The sequence below is a fragment of the Martinezella lusitana genome (assembly GCF_900094565.1).
Taxonomy (GTDB): Bacteria; Pseudomonadota; Alphaproteobacteria; order Rhizobiales; family Rhizobiaceae; genus Rhizobium; species Rhizobium lusitanum.
The window spans coordinates 533,170-556,341 of sequence record NZ_FMAF01000005.1; the positions used below are offsets into that span (position 1 = coordinate 533,170).

Annotated in this window: 25 protein-coding genes; 12 read left to right on the forward strand and 13 right to left on the reverse strand. The window is 60.0% G+C overall.

The window, feature by feature from the left end:
• Position 1 precedes the first annotated feature (1 nt).
• From ssuC to GA0061101_RS14795, 3 genes are all read right to left on the reverse strand, one after another.
• A complete protein-coding gene (gene ssuC, locus GA0061101_RS14785; RefSeq protein WP_037202490.1) occupies positions 2 to 838 on the reverse strand; it encodes an aliphatic sulfonate ABC transporter permease SsuC in 837 nt (278 codons plus the stop codon).
• Positions 839 to 861: 23 nt separating this feature from the next.
• Positions 862 to 2,037: an FMNH2-dependent alkanesulfonate monooxygenase gene (gene ssuD / locus GA0061101_RS14790; protein ID WP_037202492.1), complete on the reverse strand. Its 1,176-nt coding sequence runs from the start codon at positions 2,035 to 2,037 to the stop codon at positions 862 to 864.
• A 202-nt stretch (positions 2,038 to 2,239) separates the two neighbouring features.
• Positions 2,240 to 3,208, reverse strand: coding sequence for an aliphatic sulfonate ABC transporter substrate-binding protein (locus tag GA0061101_RS14795; protein WP_092573829.1), 969 nt, complete (start codon positions 3,206 to 3,208; stop codon positions 2,240 to 2,242).
• Positions 3,209 to 3,476: 268 nt separating this feature from the next.
• On the opposite strand from GA0061101_RS14795, the gene GA0061101_RS14800 reads away from it, so the two are divergent.
• Positions 3,477 to 4,349: an NAD(P)-dependent oxidoreductase gene (locus GA0061101_RS14800; RefSeq protein ID WP_047638285.1), complete on the forward strand. Its 873-nt coding sequence runs from the start codon at positions 3,477 to 3,479 to the stop codon at positions 4,347 to 4,349.
• A gap of 55 nt (positions 4,350 to 4,404) precedes the next feature.
• Here GA0061101_RS14800 and GA0061101_RS14805 read toward each other — a convergent pair whose 3' ends face one another.
• The 3 genes from GA0061101_RS14805 to GA0061101_RS14815 form a co-directional block, all read right to left on the reverse strand.
• Positions 4,405 to 4,893, reverse strand: a complete 489-nt coding sequence (locus GA0061101_RS14805) for an Lrp/AsnC family transcriptional regulator (protein WP_037202496.1) — start codon at positions 4,891 to 4,893, stop codon at positions 4,405 to 4,407.
• A gap of 65 nt (positions 4,894 to 4,958) precedes the next feature.
• Complete coding sequence (locus GA0061101_RS14810) at positions 4,959 to 5,591, reverse strand: uracil-DNA glycosylase family protein (protein WP_092573830.1); 633 nt, start codon at positions 5,589 to 5,591, stop codon at positions 4,959 to 4,961.
• Positions 5,588 to 6,163, reverse strand: coding sequence for a thermonuclease family protein (locus GA0061101_RS14815; protein WP_092573831.1), 576 nt, complete (start codon positions 6,161 to 6,163; stop codon positions 5,588 to 5,590). The genes GA0061101_RS14810 and GA0061101_RS14815 overlap by 4 nt, the downstream gene beginning before the upstream one ends.
• A gap of 123 nt (positions 6,164 to 6,286) precedes the next feature.
• Here GA0061101_RS14815 and GA0061101_RS14820 point away from each other — a divergent pair, with 123 nt between their 5' ends.
• Entirely contained in the window at positions 6,287 to 7,816 is a 1,530-nt protein-coding gene (locus GA0061101_RS14820) for a sensor histidine kinase (protein WP_047638289.1), read from the forward strand.
• 17 nt (positions 7,817 to 7,833) lie between these two features.
• Here GA0061101_RS14820 and GA0061101_RS14825 read toward each other — a convergent pair whose 3' ends face one another.
• A complete protein-coding gene (locus tag GA0061101_RS14825; RefSeq protein ID WP_037202502.1) occupies positions 7,834 to 8,226 on the reverse strand; it encodes a diacylglycerol kinase in 393 nt (130 codons plus the stop codon).
• A 186-nt stretch (positions 8,227 to 8,412) separates the two neighbouring features.
• Positions 8,413 to 9,429: a nicotinate-nucleotide--dimethylbenzimidazole phosphoribosyltransferase gene (gene cobT, locus GA0061101_RS14830; RefSeq protein ID WP_092573832.1), complete on the reverse strand. Its 1,017-nt coding sequence runs from the start codon at positions 9,427 to 9,429 to the stop codon at positions 8,413 to 8,415.
• 128 nt (positions 9,430 to 9,557) lie between these two features.
• Between cobT and GA0061101_RS14835 the strand changes: the two genes are divergently transcribed.
• The 4 genes from GA0061101_RS14835 to GA0061101_RS14850 all read left to right on the forward strand — a co-directional run bounded on the left by GA0061101_RS14835 (position 9,558) and on the right by GA0061101_RS14850 (position 12,282).
• Complete coding sequence (locus GA0061101_RS14835) at positions 9,558 to 10,334, forward strand: adenosylcobinamide-GDP ribazoletransferase (protein WP_092573833.1); 777 nt, start codon at positions 9,558 to 9,560, stop codon at positions 10,332 to 10,334.
• Positions 10,335 to 10,353: 19 nt separating this feature from the next.
• Positions 10,354 to 10,575 carry a DUF1289 domain-containing protein gene (locus tag GA0061101_RS14840; protein WP_092573834.1) on the forward strand — a complete coding sequence of 74 codons (222 nt, stop codon included), beginning with the start codon at positions 10,354 to 10,356 and terminating at the stop codon, positions 10,573 to 10,575.
• The gene (locus GA0061101_RS14845; protein ID WP_092573835.1) at positions 10,572 to 11,273 is read left to right on the forward strand and encodes a TIGR02281 family clan AA aspartic protease; all 702 of its coding nucleotides are present in this window, start codon (positions 10,572 to 10,574) and stop codon (positions 11,271 to 11,273) included. The genes GA0061101_RS14840 and GA0061101_RS14845 overlap by 4 nt, the downstream gene beginning before the upstream one ends.
• Before the next feature lie 106 nt (positions 11,274 to 11,379).
• Positions 11,380 to 12,282, forward strand: a complete 903-nt coding sequence (locus tag GA0061101_RS14850; protein WP_092573836.1) for a DMT family transporter — start codon at positions 11,380 to 11,382, stop codon at positions 12,280 to 12,282.
• A gap of 134 nt (positions 12,283 to 12,416) precedes the next feature.
• Here GA0061101_RS14850 and GA0061101_RS14855 read toward each other — a convergent pair whose 3' ends face one another.
• The 4 genes from GA0061101_RS14855 to GA0061101_RS14870 all read right to left on the reverse strand — a co-directional run bounded on the left by GA0061101_RS14855 (position 12,417) and on the right by GA0061101_RS14870 (position 16,035).
• A complete protein-coding gene (locus tag GA0061101_RS14855; protein ID WP_037202510.1) occupies positions 12,417 to 13,178 on the reverse strand; it encodes an ABC transporter permease in 762 nt (253 codons plus the stop codon).
• A complete protein-coding gene (locus GA0061101_RS14860; protein WP_047556510.1) occupies positions 13,175 to 14,101 on the reverse strand; it encodes an ABC transporter ATP-binding protein in 927 nt (308 codons plus the stop codon). Before GA0061101_RS14860 ends, GA0061101_RS14855 begins: the two co-directional genes overlap by 4 nt.
• 386 nt (positions 14,102 to 14,487) lie before the next feature.
• Positions 14,488 to 14,742, reverse strand: a complete 255-nt coding sequence (locus GA0061101_RS14865) for a hypothetical protein (protein ID WP_092573837.1) — start codon at positions 14,740 to 14,742, stop codon at positions 14,488 to 14,490.
• Positions 14,743 to 14,847: 105 nt separating this feature from the next.
• Positions 14,848 to 16,035, reverse strand: a complete 1,188-nt coding sequence (locus GA0061101_RS14870) for an extensin family protein (RefSeq protein ID WP_092573838.1) — start codon at positions 16,033 to 16,035, stop codon at positions 14,848 to 14,850.
• Positions 16,036 to 16,280: 245 nt separating this feature from the next.
• On the opposite strand from GA0061101_RS14870, the gene GA0061101_RS14875 reads away from it, so the two are divergent.
• The 6 genes from GA0061101_RS14875 to GA0061101_RS14900 all read left to right on the forward strand — a co-directional run bounded on the left by GA0061101_RS14875 (position 16,281) and on the right by GA0061101_RS14900 (position 21,732).
• Positions 16,281 to 16,670, forward strand: a complete 390-nt coding sequence (locus GA0061101_RS14875; RefSeq protein ID WP_037202516.1) for an acyl-CoA thioesterase — start codon at positions 16,281 to 16,283, stop codon at positions 16,668 to 16,670.
• Between the two features lie 4 nt (positions 16,671 to 16,674).
• Positions 16,675 to 17,265: a hypothetical protein gene (locus GA0061101_RS14880; protein ID WP_037202517.1), complete on the forward strand. Its 591-nt coding sequence runs from the start codon at positions 16,675 to 16,677 to the stop codon at positions 17,263 to 17,265.
• Positions 17,266 to 17,385: 120 nt separating this feature from the next.
• Entirely contained in the window at positions 17,386 to 18,978 is a 1,593-nt protein-coding gene (locus GA0061101_RS14885) for an SEL1-like repeat protein (RefSeq protein ID WP_092573839.1), read from the forward strand.
• 57 nt (positions 18,979 to 19,035) lie between these two features.
• Positions 19,036 to 20,106, forward strand: coding sequence for an SEL1-like repeat protein (locus tag GA0061101_RS14890; RefSeq protein WP_092573840.1), 1,071 nt, complete (start codon positions 19,036 to 19,038; stop codon positions 20,104 to 20,106).
• Between the two features lie 182 nt (positions 20,107 to 20,288).
• The gene (locus tag GA0061101_RS14895) at positions 20,289 to 21,098 is read left to right on the forward strand and encodes an RDD family protein (protein ID WP_167669549.1); all 810 of its coding nucleotides are present in this window, start codon (positions 20,289 to 20,291) and stop codon (positions 21,096 to 21,098) included.
• A 118-nt stretch (positions 21,099 to 21,216) separates the two neighbouring features.
• Positions 21,217 to 21,732 carry a hypothetical protein gene (locus GA0061101_RS14900; RefSeq protein WP_092573842.1) on the forward strand — a complete coding sequence of 172 codons (516 nt, stop codon included), beginning with the start codon at positions 21,217 to 21,219 and terminating at the stop codon, positions 21,730 to 21,732.
• A 53-nt stretch (positions 21,733 to 21,785) separates the two neighbouring features.
• Here GA0061101_RS14900 and GA0061101_RS14905 read toward each other — a convergent pair whose 3' ends face one another.
• A complete protein-coding gene (locus GA0061101_RS14905; protein WP_092573843.1) occupies positions 21,786 to 23,036 on the reverse strand; it encodes an MFS transporter in 1,251 nt (416 codons plus the stop codon).
• Positions 23,037 to 23,172: the final 136 nt, after the last annotated feature.

The window sequence follows — 23,172 nt, forward strand, 5'->3', positions numbered from 1 at the left end:
CTCAATTCTGATAGGCCGGGTTCCAGCGGAGCGTCTTGCGCTCGATTGTCCGTGCGACGACATCGGCAAGCTTTCCGAGGATGGCGTAGATGACCAGCGTCAGGACCACGACATCGGTCATGCCGAACTCACGGGCATTGTTGGCCATGTAGCCGATGCCCGACGATGCGGCGATCGACTCCGCAACGATCAGCGTCAGCCACATGATGCCGAGTGCGAAGCGCAGTCCGACAAGGATGGACGGCAGGGCGCCGGGAAAGATCACTTTCCTGAACAGCGTCCAGTTGCTCATGCCGTAGACCTTCCCCATCTCGATCAGGCCGCGATCCACATTGCGCACGCCGTGATAGGTGTTGAGATAGATCGGGAAAAGCACGCCGAGCGCCGTCAGGAACAGCTTCGATTCCTCGCCGATCCCGAACCAGAGGATGACAAGCGGCACCATGGCAAGGTGCGGAATGGTGCGCAGCATCTGCAGCGTTGTGTCGGTCAACTGTTCCGACAGACGCGATACGCCGTTGGCGATGCCGAGCAGGAAGCCGAGCGAGCCGCCGACCAGCAGGCCGGCAAAGGCGCGACCGGCGCTGACGAGAATGTTGTTCGGCAGCTGACCGGAAATCGTCGTCTGCCAGAAGGCGGTCACGACTGCTGCGGGTGACGGCATGATGCGCGTCGAGATCCATCCGACCGACGAGCCGAGCTGCCATGCCGCGATCACGACGATGGGCAGCAGGAAGGGCAGAAACCGCTCGATCGAGATGGTCTGCCTTGCAGCCTTGACCGGACGAACCCGGCTTTCGGCGCCGACGCGTAGGAAGGAAGTATCGAATGCCGACATGGGGATCTCCTTGGAAGGATGGCTCACGAGCCGGAAACGACTTTCAGATTGCCGCCATGGCTGCCACCGGCAAAAATCTGCTTCGCGCCGAACTCGTTGCGGAATCCGGCTCGCTGCTCCTCGCGGTTCAATCCGAGTTCGGGGAACAAGAGCTCCGCGACGCGATAGGCTTCCTCCAGATGGGGATAACCGGAGCCGATCACCGTTTCGATGCCGAGTTCCTGATATTCACGTAGCCTTGCCGCCACCGTCTTCGGTGACCCCACAAGGGCCGTGCCGGCACCAGCGCGCACCAGGCCGACGCCCGCCCAGAGGTTCGGCGAAACTTCCAGCTTGTCGCGGCGGCCGCCGTGAAGGGCGGCCATGCGCTTCTGGCCGACCGAGTCGGACTGCTTGACGAACTGCTCCTGCGCTTCGCGGATCGTCTCGTCGTCGAGCTTGGAGATCAGCCTGTCGGCCGCGGCCCATGCCTCCTCATCCGTCTCGCGGACGATGAAGTGCAGGCGAATACCGAAGCTGACCTCGCGGCCCCGCTTGGCGGCAGCGGCCCGCACCTTCTCGATCTTCTCGGCCACCAGCGCCGGCGGCTCGCCCCAGGTCAGGTATTTGTCGACACGGCCGACAGAGAATTCGATGCCGGCATCCGAAGAACCGCCGAAATAGAGCGGCGGGCGCGGCGACTGCACCGGCGGCAGGCCCAGTTTTGCGTTGGTGGCCTTGATATACTTGCCCTCGAAGGTCGAAGATCCCTTCTCCAGCAATTCCTCCCAGACATGGAAGAACTCATCGGCGTGGGCATAGCGCTCGTCATGCTCCAGATGAATGCCGTCGCCTGCCAGCTCCGCCGGGCTGCCGCCGACGACGATGTTGAGCAGCACGCGACCGTTCGAAACGCGGTCGAGCGTCGAGGCGAGACGGGCGTAATAAGCAGGCGATGCGGTGCCGGGACGGATCGCCACCAGGAATTTCAGCTTCTGGGTATGCGCCGAAAGAGCCGCCGCCGTAACGAAGGACTCCTCGCAGGAGACGCCCGTCGGCAGCAGCACGCCCGTATAACCCAGCCGATCGACCGCCTGTGCAATCTGCTGGAGATAGCCGATCTCCGGGCCGCGATTGAGGTCGGTCGTACCGAGATAAGTGCCGTCGCCGGAAGTGGGAATGAACCACAGGAAGTCGATGGGTTTTGCAGTCGCGGTCATGAAGTGTTCCTGCCTTCTGGATGCGCGTGGTCGGGAGCCACTTCCCGATGCTTCGATCGGATAGTGACATAGACTATGAATTATATCGACAATGAAGATTTTCTATTGCCGGGCGTTCGGCGGAATATTTTTCCCCATGCGGCCCCGTCCGCGATGTTTGAGACGCGGGCCGCACGGGCATCTGCAAGCAGGCCGGCAGTGCTCAGCTCGCCTTCGGCCGCCAGACGATATCAGTGACGGTCAGCTTCTTCGGGACGATCCCGAGATTGTAGAATTCGTCGGCCAGCCCCTGCTGATAGGCGACCGCCGCATCGGTAATGGTCGAAACACTGCCAAGATCCGAGCCGGGGCGCGCCAATGTTACCCGCGTCACGTCGGCCGGAACGCCGGTGATCTGAGACAGGGCCGTAACTGTGTCGTCGAGATTGGACTGCGCCGCTGCCCCCACCTTGGCGAGTTCGGCGATCACGTCGGTAATGACCGGCGGATTGCCCTTGGTGAAATCGCCGTTCGCCAGGAAATAGCTGAAGGAGTCGACGATGCCGCGAGCCGTCGCGAGGATGCGGGTATCAGGATCCGCTTCGGCAATGGCAAGATAGGGATCCCAGATCGACCAGGCATCGATGGCGCCTGTCTTGAAAGCGGCCGAGGCATCCGGCGGCGCGAGATCGAGCGCCTGGACGTCGCTGACCGTCAGTCCGCCCTTGCGCAAGGCCTTGACGGTCACGTTGTGAGCGCTGGAGCCGCGCTTGAAGGCGACCTTCTTCCCCTTGAGGTCGGCAAGCGTCTGGATCGGCGAATCCTTGCGGACCAGAATGGCCGAGCTTTCGGGGCTGCCCGTGTAAAGGCCGACATAGAGCAGGTTGCCGTTGGCGGCCTGCGCAAAGAGCGGCGGCACATCGCCGGTCGCGCCGAAATCAAGAGCACCCGCACCGAGCGCTTCGAGCAGCGGCGGGCCGGACGTGAATTCCGACCATTCGACGGAGATGCCACGACCGGAGAGCAGTTTTTCCAGCGCTCCCTTACGCTTGGCGAGCGCCAGAACACCGTTCTTCTGCCAGCCAATGCGAAGGCTCGTCGCCGCAGCGGCACGTGCCGGCCGGAGGGAGGGCAACGCGAAGGCAGCTGCCGTGGCGCCAAGGAGGCCGAGTGTCTGTCTGCGCGAAATCATCGAAGATCCTTTTCATGGCGCCTTGGCGCTTCCTGCGGCCGCCGGCTTGTTTATCGATGCTTGAGCATCGCAAATCCATAGAATATATCGACAAAGGATATATTGAAGTTTCTCACCCGAGACGAAATTTGGTTTCGAAAAACATCATAAATTAGAAATGAAATTTCAAATCCTGTGGCACCGTGACAAGTTAGCCGATAAATCGGTCTTCCGTCCCTCTAGCCTTTCCGCTAAGCCTTCAGTCAAAATCGGTCAGGGAGTAACGAAAATGGCAAAGGTCGCATTCATCGGCATGGGCGTCATGGGATATCCCATGGCGGGGCATCTGAAGGTCAAGGGCGGGCATGACGTCACCGTCTACAACCGGACCATTGCCAAGGCCGAGGCATGGGCCAAGCAGTTCGAGGGCAAGTTCGCCCCCACCCCGGCTGAGGCCGCCGAAGGCGCCGACTTCGTTTTCACCTGCGTCGGTAATGACGACGACCTGCGCTCGGTCACGATCGGCGAAAACGGTATCCTTTCAGGCATAAAAGCCGGCGCGATACTCGTCGACAACACCACCGCCAGCGCCGAAGTGGCACGCGAACTCTACGCTGCCGCCAGGGAGAAAGGCGCCAACTTCATCGATGCGCCCGTCTCCGGCGGGCAAGCCGGCGCGGAAAACGGTGTGCTGACAGTCATGTGCGGCGGCGATGAAGCCGTGTTCGAGAAGGCACGACCTGTGATCGACGCCTATGCTCGCATGGTCGGCCTGATGGGAGCGGTCGGTGCTGGCCAATTGACCAAGATGATCAACCAGATATGCATCGCGGGCATCGTTCAGGGTCTTGCCGAAGGCATCCACTTCGGCAAGCAAGCCGGCCTCGATATCGAAAAGGTGGTGGAGGTCATTTCCAAGGGAGCCGCCGGCTCCTGGCAGATGGAAAACCGCCACAAGACCATGAATGTCGGCAAATATGATTTCGGCTTTGCCGTCGACTGGATGCGCAAGGATCTCGGCATCGTGCTCGCCGAAGCCCGCCAGAACCAGGCCAAGCTGCCGCTGACCGCGCTCGTCGACCAATTCTACGGCGATGTTCAGGCCATGGGCGGCAACCGCTGGGATACGTCATCCCTGCTCGCACGGCTGGACCGGAAGTAACGAAAGTCTATCAGCTGAAATAACGATTCGGCTGAGCGCCCTTGCGAAGCGGCGCTCAGTCCTCGTTCGACTTCGCATTCTCCAGCAGCATGTAATCCAGCGGCAGCTCCGTCGAATACTTGATCTGCTCCATCGCAAAAACCGACGATACGTCGCGGATTTCTATCTTAGCGATCATGCGCTTGTAGAAAGCGTCATAGGCGGCGATATCGGGAACGACGACCCGCAGCAAATAGTCGACATCGCCGCTCATGCGATAGAATTCCACCACTTCCGGGAAATCGGCAATCACCTCGGAGAAACGCTTCAGCCATTCGATGGAGTGGCTGTTGGTGCGGATGGAAACGAAAACGGTGACCTTGGTGTTGACCTTTTCAGGATCGAGAAGCGCCACGCGGCGGCGAATGACGCCGTCCTCTTCCATCTTCTGGATGCGGCGCCAGCATGGTGTCGTTGACAGCCCGACCTTCTTGGCGAGATCGGCCACGGCCAGAGTGGAATCCTCCTGCAGAAGACGCAGGATTTTGCGGTCAAGACGGTCCATTTAAGCATCCCTTCGAATTATATTCTCTCTATAGCCTACTTTAAGCGGGAGAAAAGAAACTTTTTTCAAGAAATCAGGATTTTCACACGTTCTTGTAACGCGGGGAGCAACTCCGCCTCAAACCAGGGATGACGCTTCAGCCAGCCGCTGTTGCGCCAACTCGGATGCGGCAACGGCAGAACGGCCGGCGATCGGCGCGAGAGTAAATAGTGCCGCCATTCCGCGACCGTTTCCGTCATCGACGCCATGCGCTCAGCGCCGAGATGCCATGCCTGGGCATACTGACCGATCGTCAGGATCAGCTCGATCTGCGGCATCGCATCCACGGCCTTCTGCCGCCATAAAGGCGCGCATTCCCTGCGCGGCGGCAGATCGCTACCGGCTGCGTCATAGCCGGGAAAACAGAAGCCCATCGGCAACATGGCGAAATGGTCGGGGTTATAGAAGCTCTCGCGATCGACACTCAACCATTGCCGCAGCCGATCGCCGGAAGCATCGTTGAACGGCAGGCCGCTCTCGTGAACGCGCAGGCCAGGGGCCTGCCCCGCAATCAGGATACGCGCCGTCGATGAGAGCGTCGCGACCGGCCGTGGCTCATGCGGCAGCCGATCCGCCTCGCCTTTCGCCGGCGCGTCCCGACAGAGTCGACATGCGGCAATCGCCGAATGCAGGACCTGCAATTCACTTTCCCGCTTCACTGCGTCCTCCATCCGACGAGTTGCTGCAGATAGTCGATCAGGCCTGTGAGCGGATTGCTTCGATTGGATTGCGCCACATTCTCCTCGCGCCGATAGTCCTTCGGCCGCTCGAAATCACCGGCCCAAACTCCGGCCTTCGCCTGCCGCGCCGCGTGCTCCTCGGCGGTATAGCCGCCGTAGGACAGCGCCATGCCGCTGCGAACCATTTCACCATTGATATCGAGTTCGCCCGCCATGCAAGTTACGAGCAGCCGGCCATAGCGATCATGGTCGCGTCCACGGCATTCCGGTGTGCCGGCGTTAATAAGTGTGTTGAGGGTTCGGCGCGCTTCTTCGCCGCAAGCCCAGTCTATGCCGTTGCGTCGACATTGTTGACGATACTCAGGCGCATCGATGCCAAGCAGTCGGAAGCGCTGGCCATCGGATGAGAGCGTATCACCATCGATAACGAAAAAGCTGCCGGTTTGAATGAGTTCCGGGCGATTATTCATCTTCAACGCCAGCAAACCTAGCACCGCGAGCAGAGCAAATGTGGCCACGCCGTCGCGAAACAGGCGGCAGGACCTCGTCACGCTGCTGCCTCCTTTAAGAATAAATCCTTGGCAAAGATGGCAAACAAATCATTTCGTCGCAGCATCTTCTTAAGATTTGACCGCTAGTCTGTAATCTCACGCAGGCCAAGTTTCAACGTGTCCATGAGAACCGGCGTCAGCACATCGACAGATAAAAACATCGTCGACCGATCGCGCAGTCACCGCAACCGGGCTGTGTCGAAGGCCGTGCGGCAGACGCGCGAGCGCCTGCAAACCGGCCACAGCCGCAACTTCGATCGCGAACTTATGGTCATGCATATCGACACGTTGCTGCAAGGTGCGGCAATCGTGCCGATCTTCGCCATCGTCGTCGCGGCGCTCGGCGTCTATCTGACGCGTGACGTCCAAATCTTCTTCTGGACCATTCCCATCCTGACGGCGCATGCCATCAACATGCTGCTCGGCAGACGAGCAAAGAAGCAGGACATAACCGCCGAGAGCGCCAGGAAATGGCGTCAGATCCTGTTGCTGGGACAGCTGCTTGTCGGCCTCTGTTGGGCAATCTTCGCCATGCAAGGCTGCGCGACCTGCGGTGGCGACAGCTTCAGCCTCTATAAGGGCGCGACATTGCTGGTGGCGATCTGCATCACGGCGATGGCCAACTTCATGCTGCCGCGCGCCGTCCCCTTTTCCTTTGCACCGGCCACGGTAGCTCTTGCCGTAACCGCCATCCTGACACGAAAGCCCTCCGACATCGCGCTGACTGCGGCGGTCTCCGTCGCCGTGATTTTCTTCACCCTCATCACCAATCGGATGTTTCAATCCAATCTGAAGATCCTTTCCTTCCAATCTGAAAAGGATGATCTGATCGTGGAATTGGAAGTCGCAAAGTCCATGTCCGACGAGGCGCGCAGGCGTGCCGAGGAGGCAAACCTCGCCAAATCACGCTTCCTCGCCTCCATGTCGCATGAACTCAGAACGCCGCTGAACGCCATTCTCGGCTTTTCCGAGGTCATGTCGGCTGAGGTCATGGGGCCGTTGAACAATGCGACCTATCGCGAGTACACCACCGATATCCATCGCTCCGGGCAGCACCTGCTCAACCTGATCAACGAGATCCTCGATCTGTCGCGCATCGAAGCCGGCAAATACGAACTGAACGAGGAAGCAATCTCGCTGCTCGATGTGGCGGAGGATTGCATCGGCATGGTGCAGCTGCGCGCCCGCGGCAAGAACATATCCATCTCGTCTCAATTCGAGCCGCAGCTTCCCTCGATATGGGCAGATGAAAAGTCCTTGCGTCAGGTGATCCTCAACCTTCTGTCGAACGCCGTGAAATTCACGCCGCAAGGCGGCGAAATCAGCGTCAAGGTCGGCTGGACGGCCGGAGGCGGACAATATGTGGCAATCAAGGACAATGGGCCTGGTATTCCCGAAGAGGAGATCCCGGTGGTCCTCTCCGCCTTCGGGCAGGGCTCGATCGCCATCAAGAGCGCGGAGCAAGGAACCGGCCTGGGGTTGCCGATCGTGCAGGCCATCCTCGCCAAGCATGACGGTCAGTTCATGTTGAAATCCAAGCTGCGTGAGGGCACCGAGGTCATCGCCATCCTGCCGGCCAGACGCGTGCTGCAAAGCCTGCCGGCCGTCGAGGACGCACCGCTCATCGAACGGCGCAAGAAGAGCTTCGCCTGAGGTTCGTTTTCCGGCGCCTAGCGGAAAAGCAAATGGCTGCCGATAACGTAAAGCATATAGATGCCGGCAGCGACCAGCATGCAAAACACGGCGAAGGAGCCAAGATCCTTGGCATATTTGCCGACATTGGAAATCTCCGGCGAAATCCGGTCTATGACCTCTTCTACGGCCGTATTCATTGCTTCGATCGCAAAAACGCCGAGGAAAAGCACCATGCCGATGACGATCTCACCGAGGCTTGCACCGACTACGATCAGCAGGATCAGTGAAACCGCTGCAAACAGCAGCTCCTGGCGAAAAGCAGCCTCCTGAAGCAGCCGTTGAAAACCACCCCAGGAATAACCGGCAGCGGCAAAGAAATGCCTGAAACCCGTTTCCTTGGTGACTGCTGGTTTCGAAAACTCGGCCATGCCCGCTCCGTCCGCAATGTTCCGATTGCAAATTAGACGCTTCGCGAATACCGCCTCAGCTTCGATGAAGCAAGACGACACTTTCGAACGCCCTCGAAATTCACTACAGATTTATGACGTGAAACGATCGCTCCACAGGAAATTCAGTGGCGAAATGCCTCTCCGGCATCTCGCCACCATATTCGATCAATGCTTGTTGGCGACACCGGCGCTTTCGAACGTCGCCATCCCGGAATGGCAGGCCGCAGCGGCCTTGACGATCCCGGCCGCAAGCGCCGCGCCGGTGCCCTCACCGAGCCGCATGCCGAGCGCCAGGAGCGGTGTCTTGCCGAGCTTCTCGATGGACCTCAAATGCCCCGGCTCCGCCGAAACGTGACCGATCAGGCAATGATCGAGCGCGGATGGATTGGCCGCCTTGAGGATGGAGGCGGCAGCGGTCGCGACATAGCCGTCGATGATAACCGGGATGCGCTCCATGCGTGCCGCAAGAATGGCGCCAGCCATGGCGGCGATCTCACGACCGCCGAGACGACGCAGGACCTCCAGCGGATCGGAAAGATGAGCGCGGTGTAGCGCGACCGACTTCTCGACAGCAGCGATCTTGCGCCTCAGCATCTCGCCCTCGGAGCCCGTTCCCGGACCCACCCAGTCCTCCGCCTTGCCGCCATAAAGCGCATAATGGATGGCGGCGGCGATGGTGGTGTTGCCGATGCCCATCTCGCCGATGCAGAGCAAGTCCGTACCGCCGGCGATCGCCTCCATGCCGAAGGCCATGGTCGCGGCACAGTCGCGCTCACTCAGCGCCGGCTCCTCGGTGATGTCAGCCGTCGGAAAATCGAGCGCCAGATCGAAGACCTTGAGGCCGAGATCATAGGTGACGCAGATCTGGTTGATCGCCGCGCCACCGGCGGCGAAGTTCTCCACCATCTGCTGCGTGACGGAAGGCGGGAATGGCGTAATTCCCTGCTTGGTGACACCGTGATTGCCGGCGAATATCGCGACCAGCGGCCGGGTCACCGCTGGCGGCCGGCCGGTCCAGGCCGCCAGCCAGAAGGCGATCTCCTCGAGCCGACCGAGCGCGCCGGGCGGCTTGGTGAGCTGCGCGTCGCGCTCGCGCGCCGCCACGAGCGCCTGTGCATCCGGCCCAGGCAGGTCGCGCAGCAGGGTGCGGAAATCGTCGAAGGGCAAGCCGGTTACGCTCATGAATGCCGTTCCTTGTCTTTTGGTCTCAAATCAGGTTCTTTGCGTGCGACTCTATTAGTCTTCGGAATCGGCGCGAACAACTCCAAAAGCGTCCGATGCTGTCGCGCCGGTAGCGGGGAGAGGAAGAAATGCGGGAATACATGCGCGACATCGCGCGCGCGGTCGCCTTTTTAAGTCGTATTCCCGTGCCGACCTCGTTTTTCACAGGCTATGACGGCAAGCTCGCGCGGGTTTCCCGCGCCTTCCCCTTTGCCGGATTGCTGATCGCCCTGCCCGCCGCCTTTGTCTTCGGTGTGCTGCTTGCCCTTCACATCGATCCGCTGATGGCAGCGCTGCTGGCTCTCACGTTGCAAACGGTCATGACAGGTGCGCTGCATGAGGACGGTCTCAGCGACACCGCTGACGGATTGGGTGGTGGCAAGGACCGCGAGCGCGCGCTTGCCATCATGAAGGACAGCCGCATCGGCACCTATGGCGCTTGCGCGCTGATCCTCTCCTTCGGGCTGCGCGCCGCGGCATTGGCGGCCATCGGCCGTGGCACCCTGCCATTCGATTCAGCAGCCGCGCTTCTGGCAACCGCCGCCCTCAGCCGCGGCGCGATGGTGTGGCACTGGTATGCGCTCCCTCCCGCCAAACCGGATGGAATCGCGGCTTCCGCCGGCAGGCCGGATGGCGATGCCATGCAGCTGGCGCTGATCGTGGCACTCGGCCTTGCGACGCTCCTCATTTGGCCGAGCCTGGGTATTCCCGCGCTTGTTCCCTGCCTTCTCGTAACCGCCGCCGCGACGTTTCTCGTCACCCGACGCGTGCGCCAAAGACTGTCCGGTCACACCGGCGACACCATCGGCGCGACGCAGCAGATTTGCGAGATCGCATCCCTGTGTACTCTTGCTATGTGCATTTGAAGCATCGATATATGATCTCATGCTGACACCCTGCATCCTTGTCTGTTCCATCGATACGAACACCGGCTATTGCTTCGGCTGCGGACGCACGACCGAGGAAATCGGTGCTTGGATGACGTATAGCGACGACGAACGCCGCGAGATCATGCAGACCCTGCCCGAGCGCCTGACGAAGGTCGAACGCAAGCCTCGCAGGGAAACCCGCCGCCAACGGCTGGCGCGGGAGCGCAGTACCGCATGAACCGCCTGAACATCGTTCTCGCCATTCTCGGGATCGGCCTTGCACTGCTCATCTTCAACAACAGCGGCGGCACGACCTTCGGCATGCACAATGACGACTTCGCCCGCATCGTCTATCTGTTGCCGATCGCCCTGATGATGAGCGCCGCAGTCTGGGCGAGCCGACAGACCGTCAGCCAGTCGCTGCGCAATCTCCTGATCTGGCTGGTCGTCATCATGGCGCTGGCGACCGTCTATATCTATCGCCACGACGCCGAGCAGGTTGGAAACCGCGTCTTCGCCGGATTGATGCCGGGACATGCCGTCGTGGTTACCACAAGCGAAGGCGGACAGGAGATCATCCTCCACAAGCGCTCGAACGGGCATTTCGAAGCGGAAGTGCTGATTAACGGACAGCCGATCGATATGCTCATCGACACCGGCGCCAGCACCATCGCGCTTTCGCAAGAAGACGCCGAACGCGTCGGCATCATCCCGGAAAACCTCACCTATTCCATGACCGTGCTGACCGCCAATGGTCGCGCCAAAGCCGCTCCCGTCGAGCTCGGCTCGGTCGCCATCGGCCCGATCAAGCGCCGTGACGTCGAGGCGACCGTCGCCGAGGCAGGCAGGCTCGACCAGAGCCTGCTCGGCATGAGCTTCCTTGAGACTTTGGGCTCGTTGCAGATGCAGACCGACGAGCTTCGACTCAGGGATTGAGCGAGGCGAACGACGGCAATCGATAGTTCGGCCGGGATCGAAGCATTCCTCGGTCCCGTCACTCTAAAAGACGGCAGATCTGAACCGTACAAAGAGTGAAATGCGCATGGCGCCCGCAAAGACCAACATAACGACAGAGTTGCTGCTTCTCTTGATCCTCGCGACCTGCTGGGGCGCGTCCTACAGCTTTATCCGCGTCAGCGTGGCGACCATCCCGCCAATCACGCTGATTGCCGCCCGCACCTTGATCGCCGGCCTCGTTCTCCTTGCGATCATTCGCTGGCGCGGCCTCCACCTGCCGAGAGATGCGGCGACCTGGCGGCGCTTTCTCGTTCAATCCTGCCTCAACAGCGCGATTCCCTTCACGCTGATCGCCTGGGCCGAACAGACGCTCGACGCCGGCCTGGCAACGATCCTGAATTCCACGACACCGATCTTTGCATTCCTGCTCTCGGCAATCCTTCTTCGCAGCGAGCGGTTGACGGGACGCAAGCTGTTCGGCGTCGTGGCCGGCATGGCAGGAATTTGTCTCATCATCGGCCTTGATGCATTGAATGGAGTAGGCCGGCAACTGCCCGCGCAGCTCGCCGTCATCGCCGCATCGGTCTGCTATGCCAGCGCCGCACTGTTCGGGCGCAATTTCAAGGGACTGGATCCGATGATGCCCGCCGCCGGCTCGTTGCTATGCGGCGCCGCTCTCCTTATCCCCGCCAGTTTGTTTTTCGAGCATCCTTGGCAGCTCACGCCATCAACGGCCTCGATCCTGTCCCTGCTCGGCCTGTCGATCGTTTCGACCGCCCTCGCCTTCAGTATCTATTTCCGGCTCATTCAAACTCTGGGTTCGGTCGGCACCACCGCGCAGGCCTACTTGCGCGTTCCCATCGGCGTCGGAATAGGCGTGATCTTCCTCGGCGAACCCGTATCCTCGACGGCAGCCGCGGGTCTTGTCTGCGTCGTAGCAGGTGTCATGGCCATGACGATCGCACCGCGCAAGATGGCAGCCGGTTGAACGCGGCGTGGGGGCTGAAGAGACATCAGGTCAGCAGCGATAGATCGCCCCGGACGAAATGAGATTGTCGGAGCGCCGGACCGCGTCATCCGCAATTGCCTGCCATATCGAGATGTCCGACGATAGCGGCGTGCTTAGTTTCTCAATCGGTATCCCGTCCTGAAAATCCATCCGAGAACGCCCAGACAGATGACCAGGAAAAGCGTGATCATGGCAAGGCTCAGCACCGGATTGACGTCGGCGATACCGTAGAAGCTCCAGCGGAAGCCGCTGACGAGATAGAGAACCGGGTTGAGGTGGCTGACGGCCTGCCAAAAGGGTGGCAGCATGTTGATGGAATAGAAGCTGCCGCCGAGGAAGGTCAGCGGCGGCACGACGAGCATGGGAATAAGGTTCAATTGCTCGAAATTCCCGGCCCATATGCCGATCATGAAGCCAAACAGGCTGAAGGTCACCGCCGTCAGCACGAAGAAAAGGATCATCATGAACGGATGCTGGATGGTGATGTCAACGAAGAAGTTCGCCGTCAGCAGGATGATCAGGCCGATCATCATGCCCTTGGTCGCCGCCGCGCCGACATAGCCGAGAACGATCTCGGTCATGGCGACCGGAGCGGACAGGACTTCATAAATCGTGCCCGTGAATTTCGGGAAGTAGATGCCGAAGGAGCCGTTGCTGATGCACTGACCGAGCAGCGTCAGCATGATCAGGCCCGGCGTGATGAAAGCGCCGTAGGAAATGCCGTCGACCATGTGGATGCGCGAGCCGATGGCGGCGCCGAAGACGATGAAGTAGAGCGAGGTGGAAATCACCGGCGAAACGACGCTCTGCAGCAGCGTGCGGCGCGTGCGGGCCATCTCGAAGGAATAAATGGATTTGATCGCCTCGAAGTTCATTTGCCTTCTCCCACCAGCGATACGAAGATGTCCTCGAGCGAACTCTGGCGCGTCGAGAGGTCCTTGAAGTGGATCCCTTCGGCTGCCAACCGCGACAGAAGCACTGCGATGCTCGACTGTTCGTGCTGGGCATCGAAATCGTAGATCAGCGTCAGACCGTTCGATCCGAGCGAAAGCCCGTTACCTTCGAGGCAGTGCGGTATGGCATCCAGCGGCTCGCTGAGATCAAGGATCAGCTGCTTGCGGCCGAGCTTGGCCATAAGCGCCTTCTTCTCCTCAACGAGCAGCAATTGGCCGCCATTGATGACGCCGACACGATCGGCGATCTCTTCGGCTTCCTCGATATAATGCGTCGTCAGGATGATCGTGACGCCGGAGCCTCGCAAGCGCTCGACCACGTGCCACATGTCCTTGCGCAGCGTGACATCGACGCCGGCGGTCGGCTCGTCGAGGAAAAGGATCTGCGGTTCGTGCGACAGCGCCTTGGCGATCAGGACGCGCCGCTTCATGCCGCCGGACAGCTGGCGAAGCGTGTTGTCCTTCCTGTCCCACAGCGAGAGGTCACGCAGCACCTTCTCTATGTGTGCGGGGTTCGGTTTCTTGCCATGCAGTCCGCGCGAAAAGCTCACCGTATTCCACACGGTCTCGAACTGGTCGGTGGTCAGCTCCTGCGGCACGAGGCCGATCATGCTGCGCGTGGCGCGAAAATCGCGCACGACGTCATGGCCGCCGACCATCACCGAGCCACCGCTCGGATTGGCGATCCCGCAGACGATCGAAATCAGTGTCGTCTTGCCGGCACCATTCGGCCCGAGCAAGGCAAGGATTTCTCCCTGCTCGATATCGAGATCGATACCTTTCAGCGCCTGGAATCCGTTGGCATATGTTTTCGTAAGACTGCGGATGGAAATGATCGGAGCCATGATGCAAGTAAAGTCCGGTCTATATGATTAATTTCGCGGCGTTTGCCCGCTATATAGCCCGTCTTGTGCTTTTACCATCCCGCGGAGCTGAAACACAGCGTTCGCTTATGCCAAATAAGCTGTCATCAAATCGTGACCTTCGTCGGGCATATAAGCCCTTAGGTGAGCAACGTTTGTCGCAACTCCGCCCAACGCCTCTTGGCGACTTCGTCAGCGCCGACAATACTCCATAGTTTATTGCCGCCACATTGATATTGCATCGCATCATTGCAACATGAAATTGTTTTTTGGAGCAGGCAAGGATCCCCGTCGTTGCCATGCGCCGCTCAAGCCGGCCCTCGCCGGCTTTTCTTTTTTTCGCCAGCTTACGACCGAAGACGCGCCGATTACCAACTGCCGTTTACACCGCAACCGGCTGGCGGCAGCGTCTTGTGCTCGAAACGGGCTTTCAACATCTCGCAGCCCTTGTCGCGTATGGGTCCGGGCATCATCGTATTGAGACCGATGCCGACTTCATCGAAGGGATCGTCCGCATAGGCGACATAGGCGTACCAGCGCCCGCCGATCACGACGACAATGGCGACCAGAGCAGCGAACAGCGCGCGCCCCAGGCTTCTTTTTCTTCTCGGTGCTTCTTCCATGAAACCCTCACTCGCCCCGGTCGTCGCAATTAACAGCGATTTCCCTGTCAGATAAATCAGCTTTCGTCGCCGGCAAGGGTGTATGCGTCTCCGGCGAACCGCCAATCAAAGGCTGCAATAACGCCGGCCGCCATTGCGCTCCCTGAGGTCGAAGTGGAAGTGATTCCAATGTTCAGGGTTGCTGCCCGGCCCCAGTACGGTATCGAAATAACGACAGCTGTCGATGCGAACAGCCTTGAGCAGCCGACCCTCTCGGAAGGAGAACAGGCCCTTCTTGCGCACGTCGATCACATGGCCATTCTTCAGGATGAAAGTGCCGACATCGATGGCATTGCCATGAGCGTGCTCCGACATCGGATTATAACGTTGCCGGCTATTGTTCATCCGGCGGCAGGAATAGCCGCCGAGCGGCACGATAGTGCCGATGCCGGTCCAGTAGCGGGTGCGTGCTGCCGGCGCCAGTTCGTTCTTCACCCATTTGGCGAAGGCCAGGGTGACCTGACAATTCAGCGTGACGGCCGGCCTGACGGCGATATTGCCGGAAAGCCCGCCCAGCGAAACCGGATAGGGAACTTGGCAGGCAGGGCCGTTCGAAATCGCCGGCTTATCGACATAGACGACGCCCATGCGCCTTAATTCCTGCCGGCAGGCGATTTCGGAAGGCGGCATCATACCTGGAGGCGATTGGGGCGCCTCGAACTGATCGATGCGCGGCATCGGATTGTCAACGCGTGGCAGCATGGCCAGTTGCGTGCCCGGCTGCCGCCGCGGTACGGGTGATTGATTGAGCTCGGCCTGGGCTGCCGGCCGCTGAAGGATCGAACGATTGGTCTGCACCGGCGCGTCCGAGCCGATACCGTCGACAACAGGCTGGTCGGTTTCGCCCTCGGCAATGTTCTGCTCTTCCTCCTGCGCCAGTCCGACGACAGATGCTGATCGAGCCTCTTCGCTCGGTCCGACGCCAAGTTCCGCATCCATATTGACGCCTTGAGACGGAACATCCGATTGCCGAGCAAGGCCCGCCTCGACATCGGTCGTGGTCACGGCCTCTCCGGTTCCGGCAGAACGGCCATTACCATTATTATAATTGCTGGAGGCTGAAACGACGGGGTCCTGCGCCCCTGGATAGGCAAATTGCCGCTGCGCCACGCTGCGATGCGGCTTGATCGAGCCAACGCGCGCGGTGCTGTCGACATTCGACGGCGGCACGAGGCTATCGGCCGTGCATGCGACCAGCGCCGACGACAACATCAGCGGCAGCAGAGCCCGCCGTAGAATGGGTAAATAGGCCATAATCCTGATCCGTTGCCCCAGCCACGGTCGGTAACGATGACAAATCCTAAACGGGAACGGTGAACGAATGCTTACCGCGGCAAATCGCGGTGTATCGGGACAACACCAGGAGCGGGCAGAAGGCTCGAATAAGGCCGAGCACCCTGCGAGTTCCCAGGAGGAAACACGGACAAAGTCTTTCCCATCGCGGTCGGATTGCATAGGTTGGTCACGGGAATCGGTGTGCTGGCAATAGGAGCAAATGGATGAATGACAACGTCAAACCGAAAGGCGAGCTGACATTGCGCACGCTGGCCATGCCTGCAGACGCCAATCCCGCCGGCGACATTTTCGGCGGCTGGGTCATGGCGCAGATGGATTTGGCAAGCGGCATCCGCGCGGCTGAGCGGGCTCGTGGCCGCGTGGTCACCGCCGCCGTGAAGGAGATGGCTTTCGAGCTGCCGGTCAAGATCGGCGATACGCTGAGCGTCTTCACCGACATCGAACGCGTCGGCCGCACGTCGATCACGCTAAGGGTCGAAGCCTGGGCACACCGTTCGCGCTACAATGCGATGGAGAAGGTGACGGCCGGGACATTCATCATGGTAGCCCTCGACGAGAACGGGGCGCCGAAGGCGGTGCCAGCGGAGACCTGATGTGATGGAAGCCGCGCATTCGCCGGAAGTTTACGGCTATATCAGGACGGTCATGAGCATGGTCATCGGCCTTTCTCTTGCGCAGCTTCTGACGCGCCTTGCCGGCTTCGTACAATCGCCCGGGAAGAACCGCGTCTATTTCGTCCACATCGGCTGGGTGCTGTCGATGTTCCTCTACATCATCCATTTCTGGTGGTGGGAATATCGGCTGCAGTCGCTGCAGGTGATCACCTTCGCGGTCTATCTTTTCCTGATCTGCTTCTGTTGCCTCTTCTACTTCCTCTGCGTACTCCTTAATCCACCGTCGATCGACGAATATGGCGGTTTCGAGGAATATTTCATTTCCCGCCGGCGTTGGTTCTTCGGCCTGCTTGCCGTCACCTACGCCGTCGATCTCATCGACACATGGCTGAAGGGAGGAGCCTATTTCCACTCGCTCGGCTGGGAGTATCCGACGCGCAACGTCGTCTACATCGTCCTTTGCATCGTCGCGGCCATGACGGCCAATCGGCGGTTCCAGGCGGCATTCGTGACGGTCGGGCTGATCTACCAGATCACATGGATCTTCCGCCTCTATGACGTGATGCCGGGATAGGGATTGAGATCCAGTCGCCTTAAAACCACTGCCATTTCCATGCTCTACAATTCTTGACCAAGACATCGCCATATTGTTCAGATCGATTGACCTCTGGAATATGGGTGGGAGACTCAAGCCTTGAAAACAAAGAGCTATGCATTGGGATTGGCGCTCGCTCTTTCGTTGCCCTGCCTTGCCTACGCCGAAGATCCCGCACCGGGCCCGGCAAATACTACCATCGACCTGAAATACTGGATGGAGTTCGCGAAGCAAGGAAACGCCGCAGCGCAATATGGCCTCGGCTATCGCTACGCCAACGGCCAGGGCGTGGAGCGTGACGATGCACAGGCGGTCGAATGGTATGAGAAAGCCGCCGCCCAGGGGAATGCCCAGGCCCAATACGCCCTCGCCTACATGTATTCGAACGGCCGCGGTATAGATGCCGACCAGAAACAGGCGAACGATTGGTATCTGAGGGCCGCGCAACGCGGCAACGCCGACGCGCAATATGCCATAGGCTATTCGTTGGCGAACGGCCGAGGCATGGATGCCGACAACGAACAGGCCGTCAACTGGTACCAGAAATCCGCAGCCCAGGGCCAGGCGCAGGCGCAATATGCCCTCGGCTACATGTATGCCAACGGTCTCGGCGTTCAGCAGGATTACGCCATCGCCCTCGGCTGGTATCGCAAGTCTGCCGACCAGGGCCGTACCGATGCTCAATACGCGCTTGGCCATATGTACGACAACGGCCAGGGCACGGCAGAAGATCAGGCAGGAGCCATAGACTGGTATAGAAAGGCTGCCGATCAGGGATACGCGCAGGCCCAATATGCTCTCGGCTACGCCTATGCCAATGGTAGGGGCGTCGAACGGAGCGATGCCGATGCTTATTCCTGGTACAGGAAAGCTGCGGACAAAGGTCGCGCCGACGCACAATACGCGGTTGGCTACAGCCTCGCGAACGGATTGGGTGTCTCGCGGGATTATAGACAAGCGCTGCAGTGGTATCGAAAGTCAGCCGATCAAGGGCGCTCCGACGCGCAATATGCTCTCGGCTACCTCTATGCCAACGGTCAGGGCGTCAAGGCCGACGAAAGCGCGGCGGTGAAATGGTATCGAAAATCGGCTGATCAGGGCGACGCACAGGGTGAATACGCCCTCGCCTTCATGTATTCAGGCGGTCGCGGCGTTGCGAAGGACTACGGCAAGGCGCTCGAATGGTATGGCAAATCCGCCGATCAAGGCCAGGCGGACGCGCAATATGCCCTTGGCTACATCTATCAGAACGGCCAGGGAACCGCACCGGACAAAACGGCCGCGGCAAGCTGGTATCGCAAGGCAGCCGACCAGCACAATTCCCAGGGTCAGTATGCGCTCGCCTATCTCTATTACCAGGGTGAAGGCGTTGCGAAAGACTATGGACAGGCCGCCGATCTGTTTCGAAAGGCCGCCGAGCAAGGCGATGCCCGCGCTGAATACGGTCTGGGATATATGTATTATAACGGCTATGGGGTGCCGAAGGATTCCGGAATCGCCGCCGACTGGTTCAACAAGGCGGCCGCCAAGGGGTTGCCCGAAGCGCAGCACGGTCTCGGCTACATGGAAGCCAACGGTGAAGGCCCGATCAAGGATCTTGGACCGCTGGGTCAAGGGCGCTCCGCCGACGGCGGCACCGGCGATTCCCTTGGCTGGATCACCCTTCGCCTGCTGATGGCGCTTGTGCCGTAGCATTCGCAAAAAGTTCGGCATTGATAATTTAATGGATCGTCGATTGAGGGGTAGATCGTGAATTGGAAGAAGGGGGCCGTCGGATTGCTCTTCGCGCTGGCATCCATGGGCGTGGCACATGCCGATATCGGCCAGAACGCCCATGACCGCGGAGACTTCAAATCGGCATTGGACTATTGGCGCCCACTGGCAAACAAGGGGGATGTCGCGGCCCAGATCAAGCTCGGCCAGATGTATGAGGAAGGTGACGGCGTCCCGAAAAATCTCACGCAAGCCCTTAGCTGGTACAAAAAAGCAGCCGACCAGGGCAATGCCGAGGCGCAATTCAATGTCGGCACCATGTATGACCAGGGTGAAGGCATCGCCACCGATAAGAGCCAGGCGGTCCTGTGGTACCGAAAGGCTGCGGCACAGGGAAATGCCAATGCGCAATACAATCTCGGTGTGATGTACGACACTGGCGAAGGCCTGCCGCAGGACAAGTCGCAAGCTTTCGCCTGGTATAACAAAGCCGCCGAACAGGGTGATGCGGATGCAGAGTACAATGTCGGGGTCATGTACGATCAGGGAGATGGCACGGGCAAGGATAAGAGCCAAGCCGTCGCTTGGTATCGAAAGGCCGCCGACCAGGGCAAGGTCGAGGCAGAATATAACCTGGGCATCATGTATCGCGATGGCGAAGGTGTCGCCAAGGATGGTGCCGAAGCCCTGTCCTGGTTCCGCAAGGCGGCCGATCAGGGAGATGCCGACGCCCAGTACAATATCGGCGCCATGTATGCCGATGGTGACGGGATCACGCAGGACGATACCCAGGCGATCGCATGGTTCCTGAAAGCCGCGGCACAAAATGACGTCGAAGCGGAATACAATCTCGGCGTCATGTTCCGCGACGGAGAAGGCGTTGCCAAGAACGCGGTTCAGGCCGTCTTCTGGTTCGAAAGAGCGGCCTCGCATCGCTATGCCGACGCGGCCTATAACCTCGGCATCATGTACCGAGATGGCGATGGCGTTCCGGCCGATCCGGCCAAGGCTCTCGAATGGCTCCGCAAGGCCAAGAGCCTTGGTTATGATGGCGGCTCGGATGACGAGCAGGACGAGCCGTCGGACGGGAAGACCATTCCGATATGAGACGACCCGTACAGGTCAGCCGGCGCCGCTCCATTTTGTCGACGGCGTCTCATCCCTCTCCAGCGAATCGCCGCAAACCATGCTACCTCCTGCAACTCGAAGTACGTCATGCTGCGCCTGACGGCTGCAACGCCGACTGAAAAGCGGGGGAACACATGAGTTTTGCAGCCTCGGATCGCCAAATGGCTTCCTTGCCGCCGCGCCATTTCTGGCGGCGGCTCGGTGCCTATCTGGTCGACATCATTATTTTCCAGATCGTTTTCACGTTTCTGTTTCTCGCCGTGTCGAAGGTGACCCCGTGGGACATGACGCTGCCGTTTCTCCAGAACCAGCAGTGCACCGAAACGACCTCGGGACCGCTCATTCCGAAGATAGAAGCCGAATGGCCGCTGCAGCCGGGCGAAACGAGAAGCAACCAGCTGTGCCACATATCCTGGCTTGGCAGCAAAGGATACACCGTCTTCGTTTCGAAAGTCGTTTCGCAGCAGGGAACGGGAACGTCCATACGTGCCGTCTCCGCACCGGTAGACGACAATGGAAATCCGATCGATCCAAGCGTTACGATGCGGCCATCATCCAGCATCGTTCTCCTCCTCCTGCCCCTTGCGTTCGCCTACGCCTCAGCCAGCGGGAAACGAACGCCAGGCAAGCGATTGCTCTCGTTGCGCGTGACGACCGTCGAAGACGGTCCGCTGGCCCTCGGTTTGGCGGCAAAGCGCGAGATATTCAAGTTTCTGCCGTTTGTGCTGATCGCGATCTTCAATCTCGTCAGCCTGTTTCTCCTGCCGTCGTCCTTGCCGCCCTTCGAACAATTGATCCAGCAGGCCCGCGATCCCAACCTTTTCACCGCCAGCGGCCTCTTTGCCCTGACCGGCGCGCTGGCACCGATGCTGTTCGTCTTCACGCTTATTTGGTGGCTCTACCCGCTGATCGTATGGCGTGGCCAGACCTTCTACGACCGCTTCTGTGATACCAAGGTCGTCAAGGGCTGAGCCACTTACCCGCACAGTGTCTCGACGATGGGGGATTGCCTTGGCGGCGGAAGACATGAAAGACTGCCGCAGGCCGGGACATGTTTTGCTGCTTCTTCTCATCAGAGGATAGATCGCCGTGAATCTGAAATATGCCGTACTTCCCTCCTCGTTTTTGCCATCCGTTCGCATGGCATTGCTCGCCTCAGCCATCATCCTGCCCCTGTCACCGCTGCCGATCGCAGCGACGCCCGCCGAGGCCGCGCCTGGCTCATGCTGGTCGCTGCTGCAGAGCAAGTTCGGTCCGCAGATCGAGAAGTCGGTGAACGAAGCCGATCCCTGCAAGAAGCTGCCGGGTGTCGATCACAAGGAAAAATTCGAGGTCAAATCGCTCGATGTCTGCGATGGCCCGACCGGCGACGTGCAGATCAACGCGCACGCCGAAATGGAATGCAAGTCGCATGGCCTGTTGAAGACGACGATCAAGGGTCAGCTAGACGCATCCATGACCGTCGATGTCGGCGCCTGCCACATCACCGACCTGCGCCTCGGCATCAACGGCCCGATCGGCGAGCTGATATCCTCCGTCGGAGGATTGCAGGACCTCGCCCGCGGTTTCGCACAGGCGAAGATTTCCGAGATCTGCGGCAAGTAGATCAGAGGCCGGCGAAAACCGCCGGCCTTGCTTAAACGGGATGGCGAGCCGGTTCAGCTTTGCACGGCGCCATCTGCGTCGGCGGCGGCCTTATCGCCAAAACGAACCCCCTTCTTTTCGAAGCCGAAGCCGGCAAACAAGGCCACCACGACCGCGACGACGCAGGCGACGATCAGCAGCGCCGTGGCGTAGTCACCATTCCACCGCTTTGCCAGTCCCGCCTGGATCGAGGCGTTGCCCGACGCCAGCAGGTTGCCGAGCTGATAGGCAAATCCGGGGAATGTGCCGCGCACTTCATCCGGCGACAATTCGTTGAGATGCACGGGCACGATGCCCCAGGCGCCCTGCACGAAGAGCTGCATCAGGAAAGCGCCGATCGCGAGCATCACCGGCCCTTGCCCGTAGACCCAGAGCGGCGCGACGGGGATCGCCAGAAGCGCGGCGATGATGATCGCGCGTCGCCTGCCGATGCGCTGCGACAGCACACCGAAAGACAGACCGCCGACGATCGCGCCGATATTATAGACGATGGCGATGGCGCCGACCGTGTAGGAATCATATTGCCGCTGGGCTTCCAGGAAGGTCGGGTAGAGATCCTGCGTGCCATGACTGAAGAAATTGAACGCAGTCATGAGAAGCACCGCCCAAATGAACAACGGAATATTCTCACGCAACACGGTGAGGAATGGCCGTTGCGGCTTGGATTGCCGCTGCACAAAGGCCGGCGATTCCTGCACGCTGCGGCGGATATAGAGCACCAACAGCGCCGGCAGTGCTCCCACGACGAACATGCCGCGCCAGCCGATGATCGGAAACAGCAGGAAGAAAACGATCGAGGCGATCAGATAGCCTGAGGGGTAACCCGCCTGCAGGATGCCCGAAACAAGGCCGCGCGAATCCTCCGGTATGGTCTCCATGACAAGCGATGCGCCGACCCCCCATTCGCCGCCCATGGCGACCCCGAAGAGGGCGCGAAGGACGAGGAACATCGTCAATCCCGTCGAAAAACCCGTCAGGAATTCGAAGACCGAGTAAAGCAGCACATCCACCATGAGCGTGACGCGCCGGCCGTAACGGTCGGCGGCGAGGCCGAAGATGAGCGCACCGATCGGTCGCATCGCCAGGGTGAGGAAGATGGCGACGGCAACCGCCGGAACATCCGTGTGAAACTCCTCGGCTATGTGCTTGAGAACGAAAACCAATATGAAGAAATCGAAAGCATCGAGCGTCCAGCCCAGATAGGCTGCGATGACGGTGTTTCGTTGCTGGGGGGACAAGGAACGTAAGCTATCCAATGCGGTCATCATGATCCTCCGACCGGATGGCGGCGGCGAGGCGGGCAATTCCGGATGCCGTCGAAGCTGGGGGAACCCGGCGCTGGCCGGGCATGTCGACGTTGCGGTGGTTCCTCCTTCGGCGCCTGTGAGGATTGCGCTATGC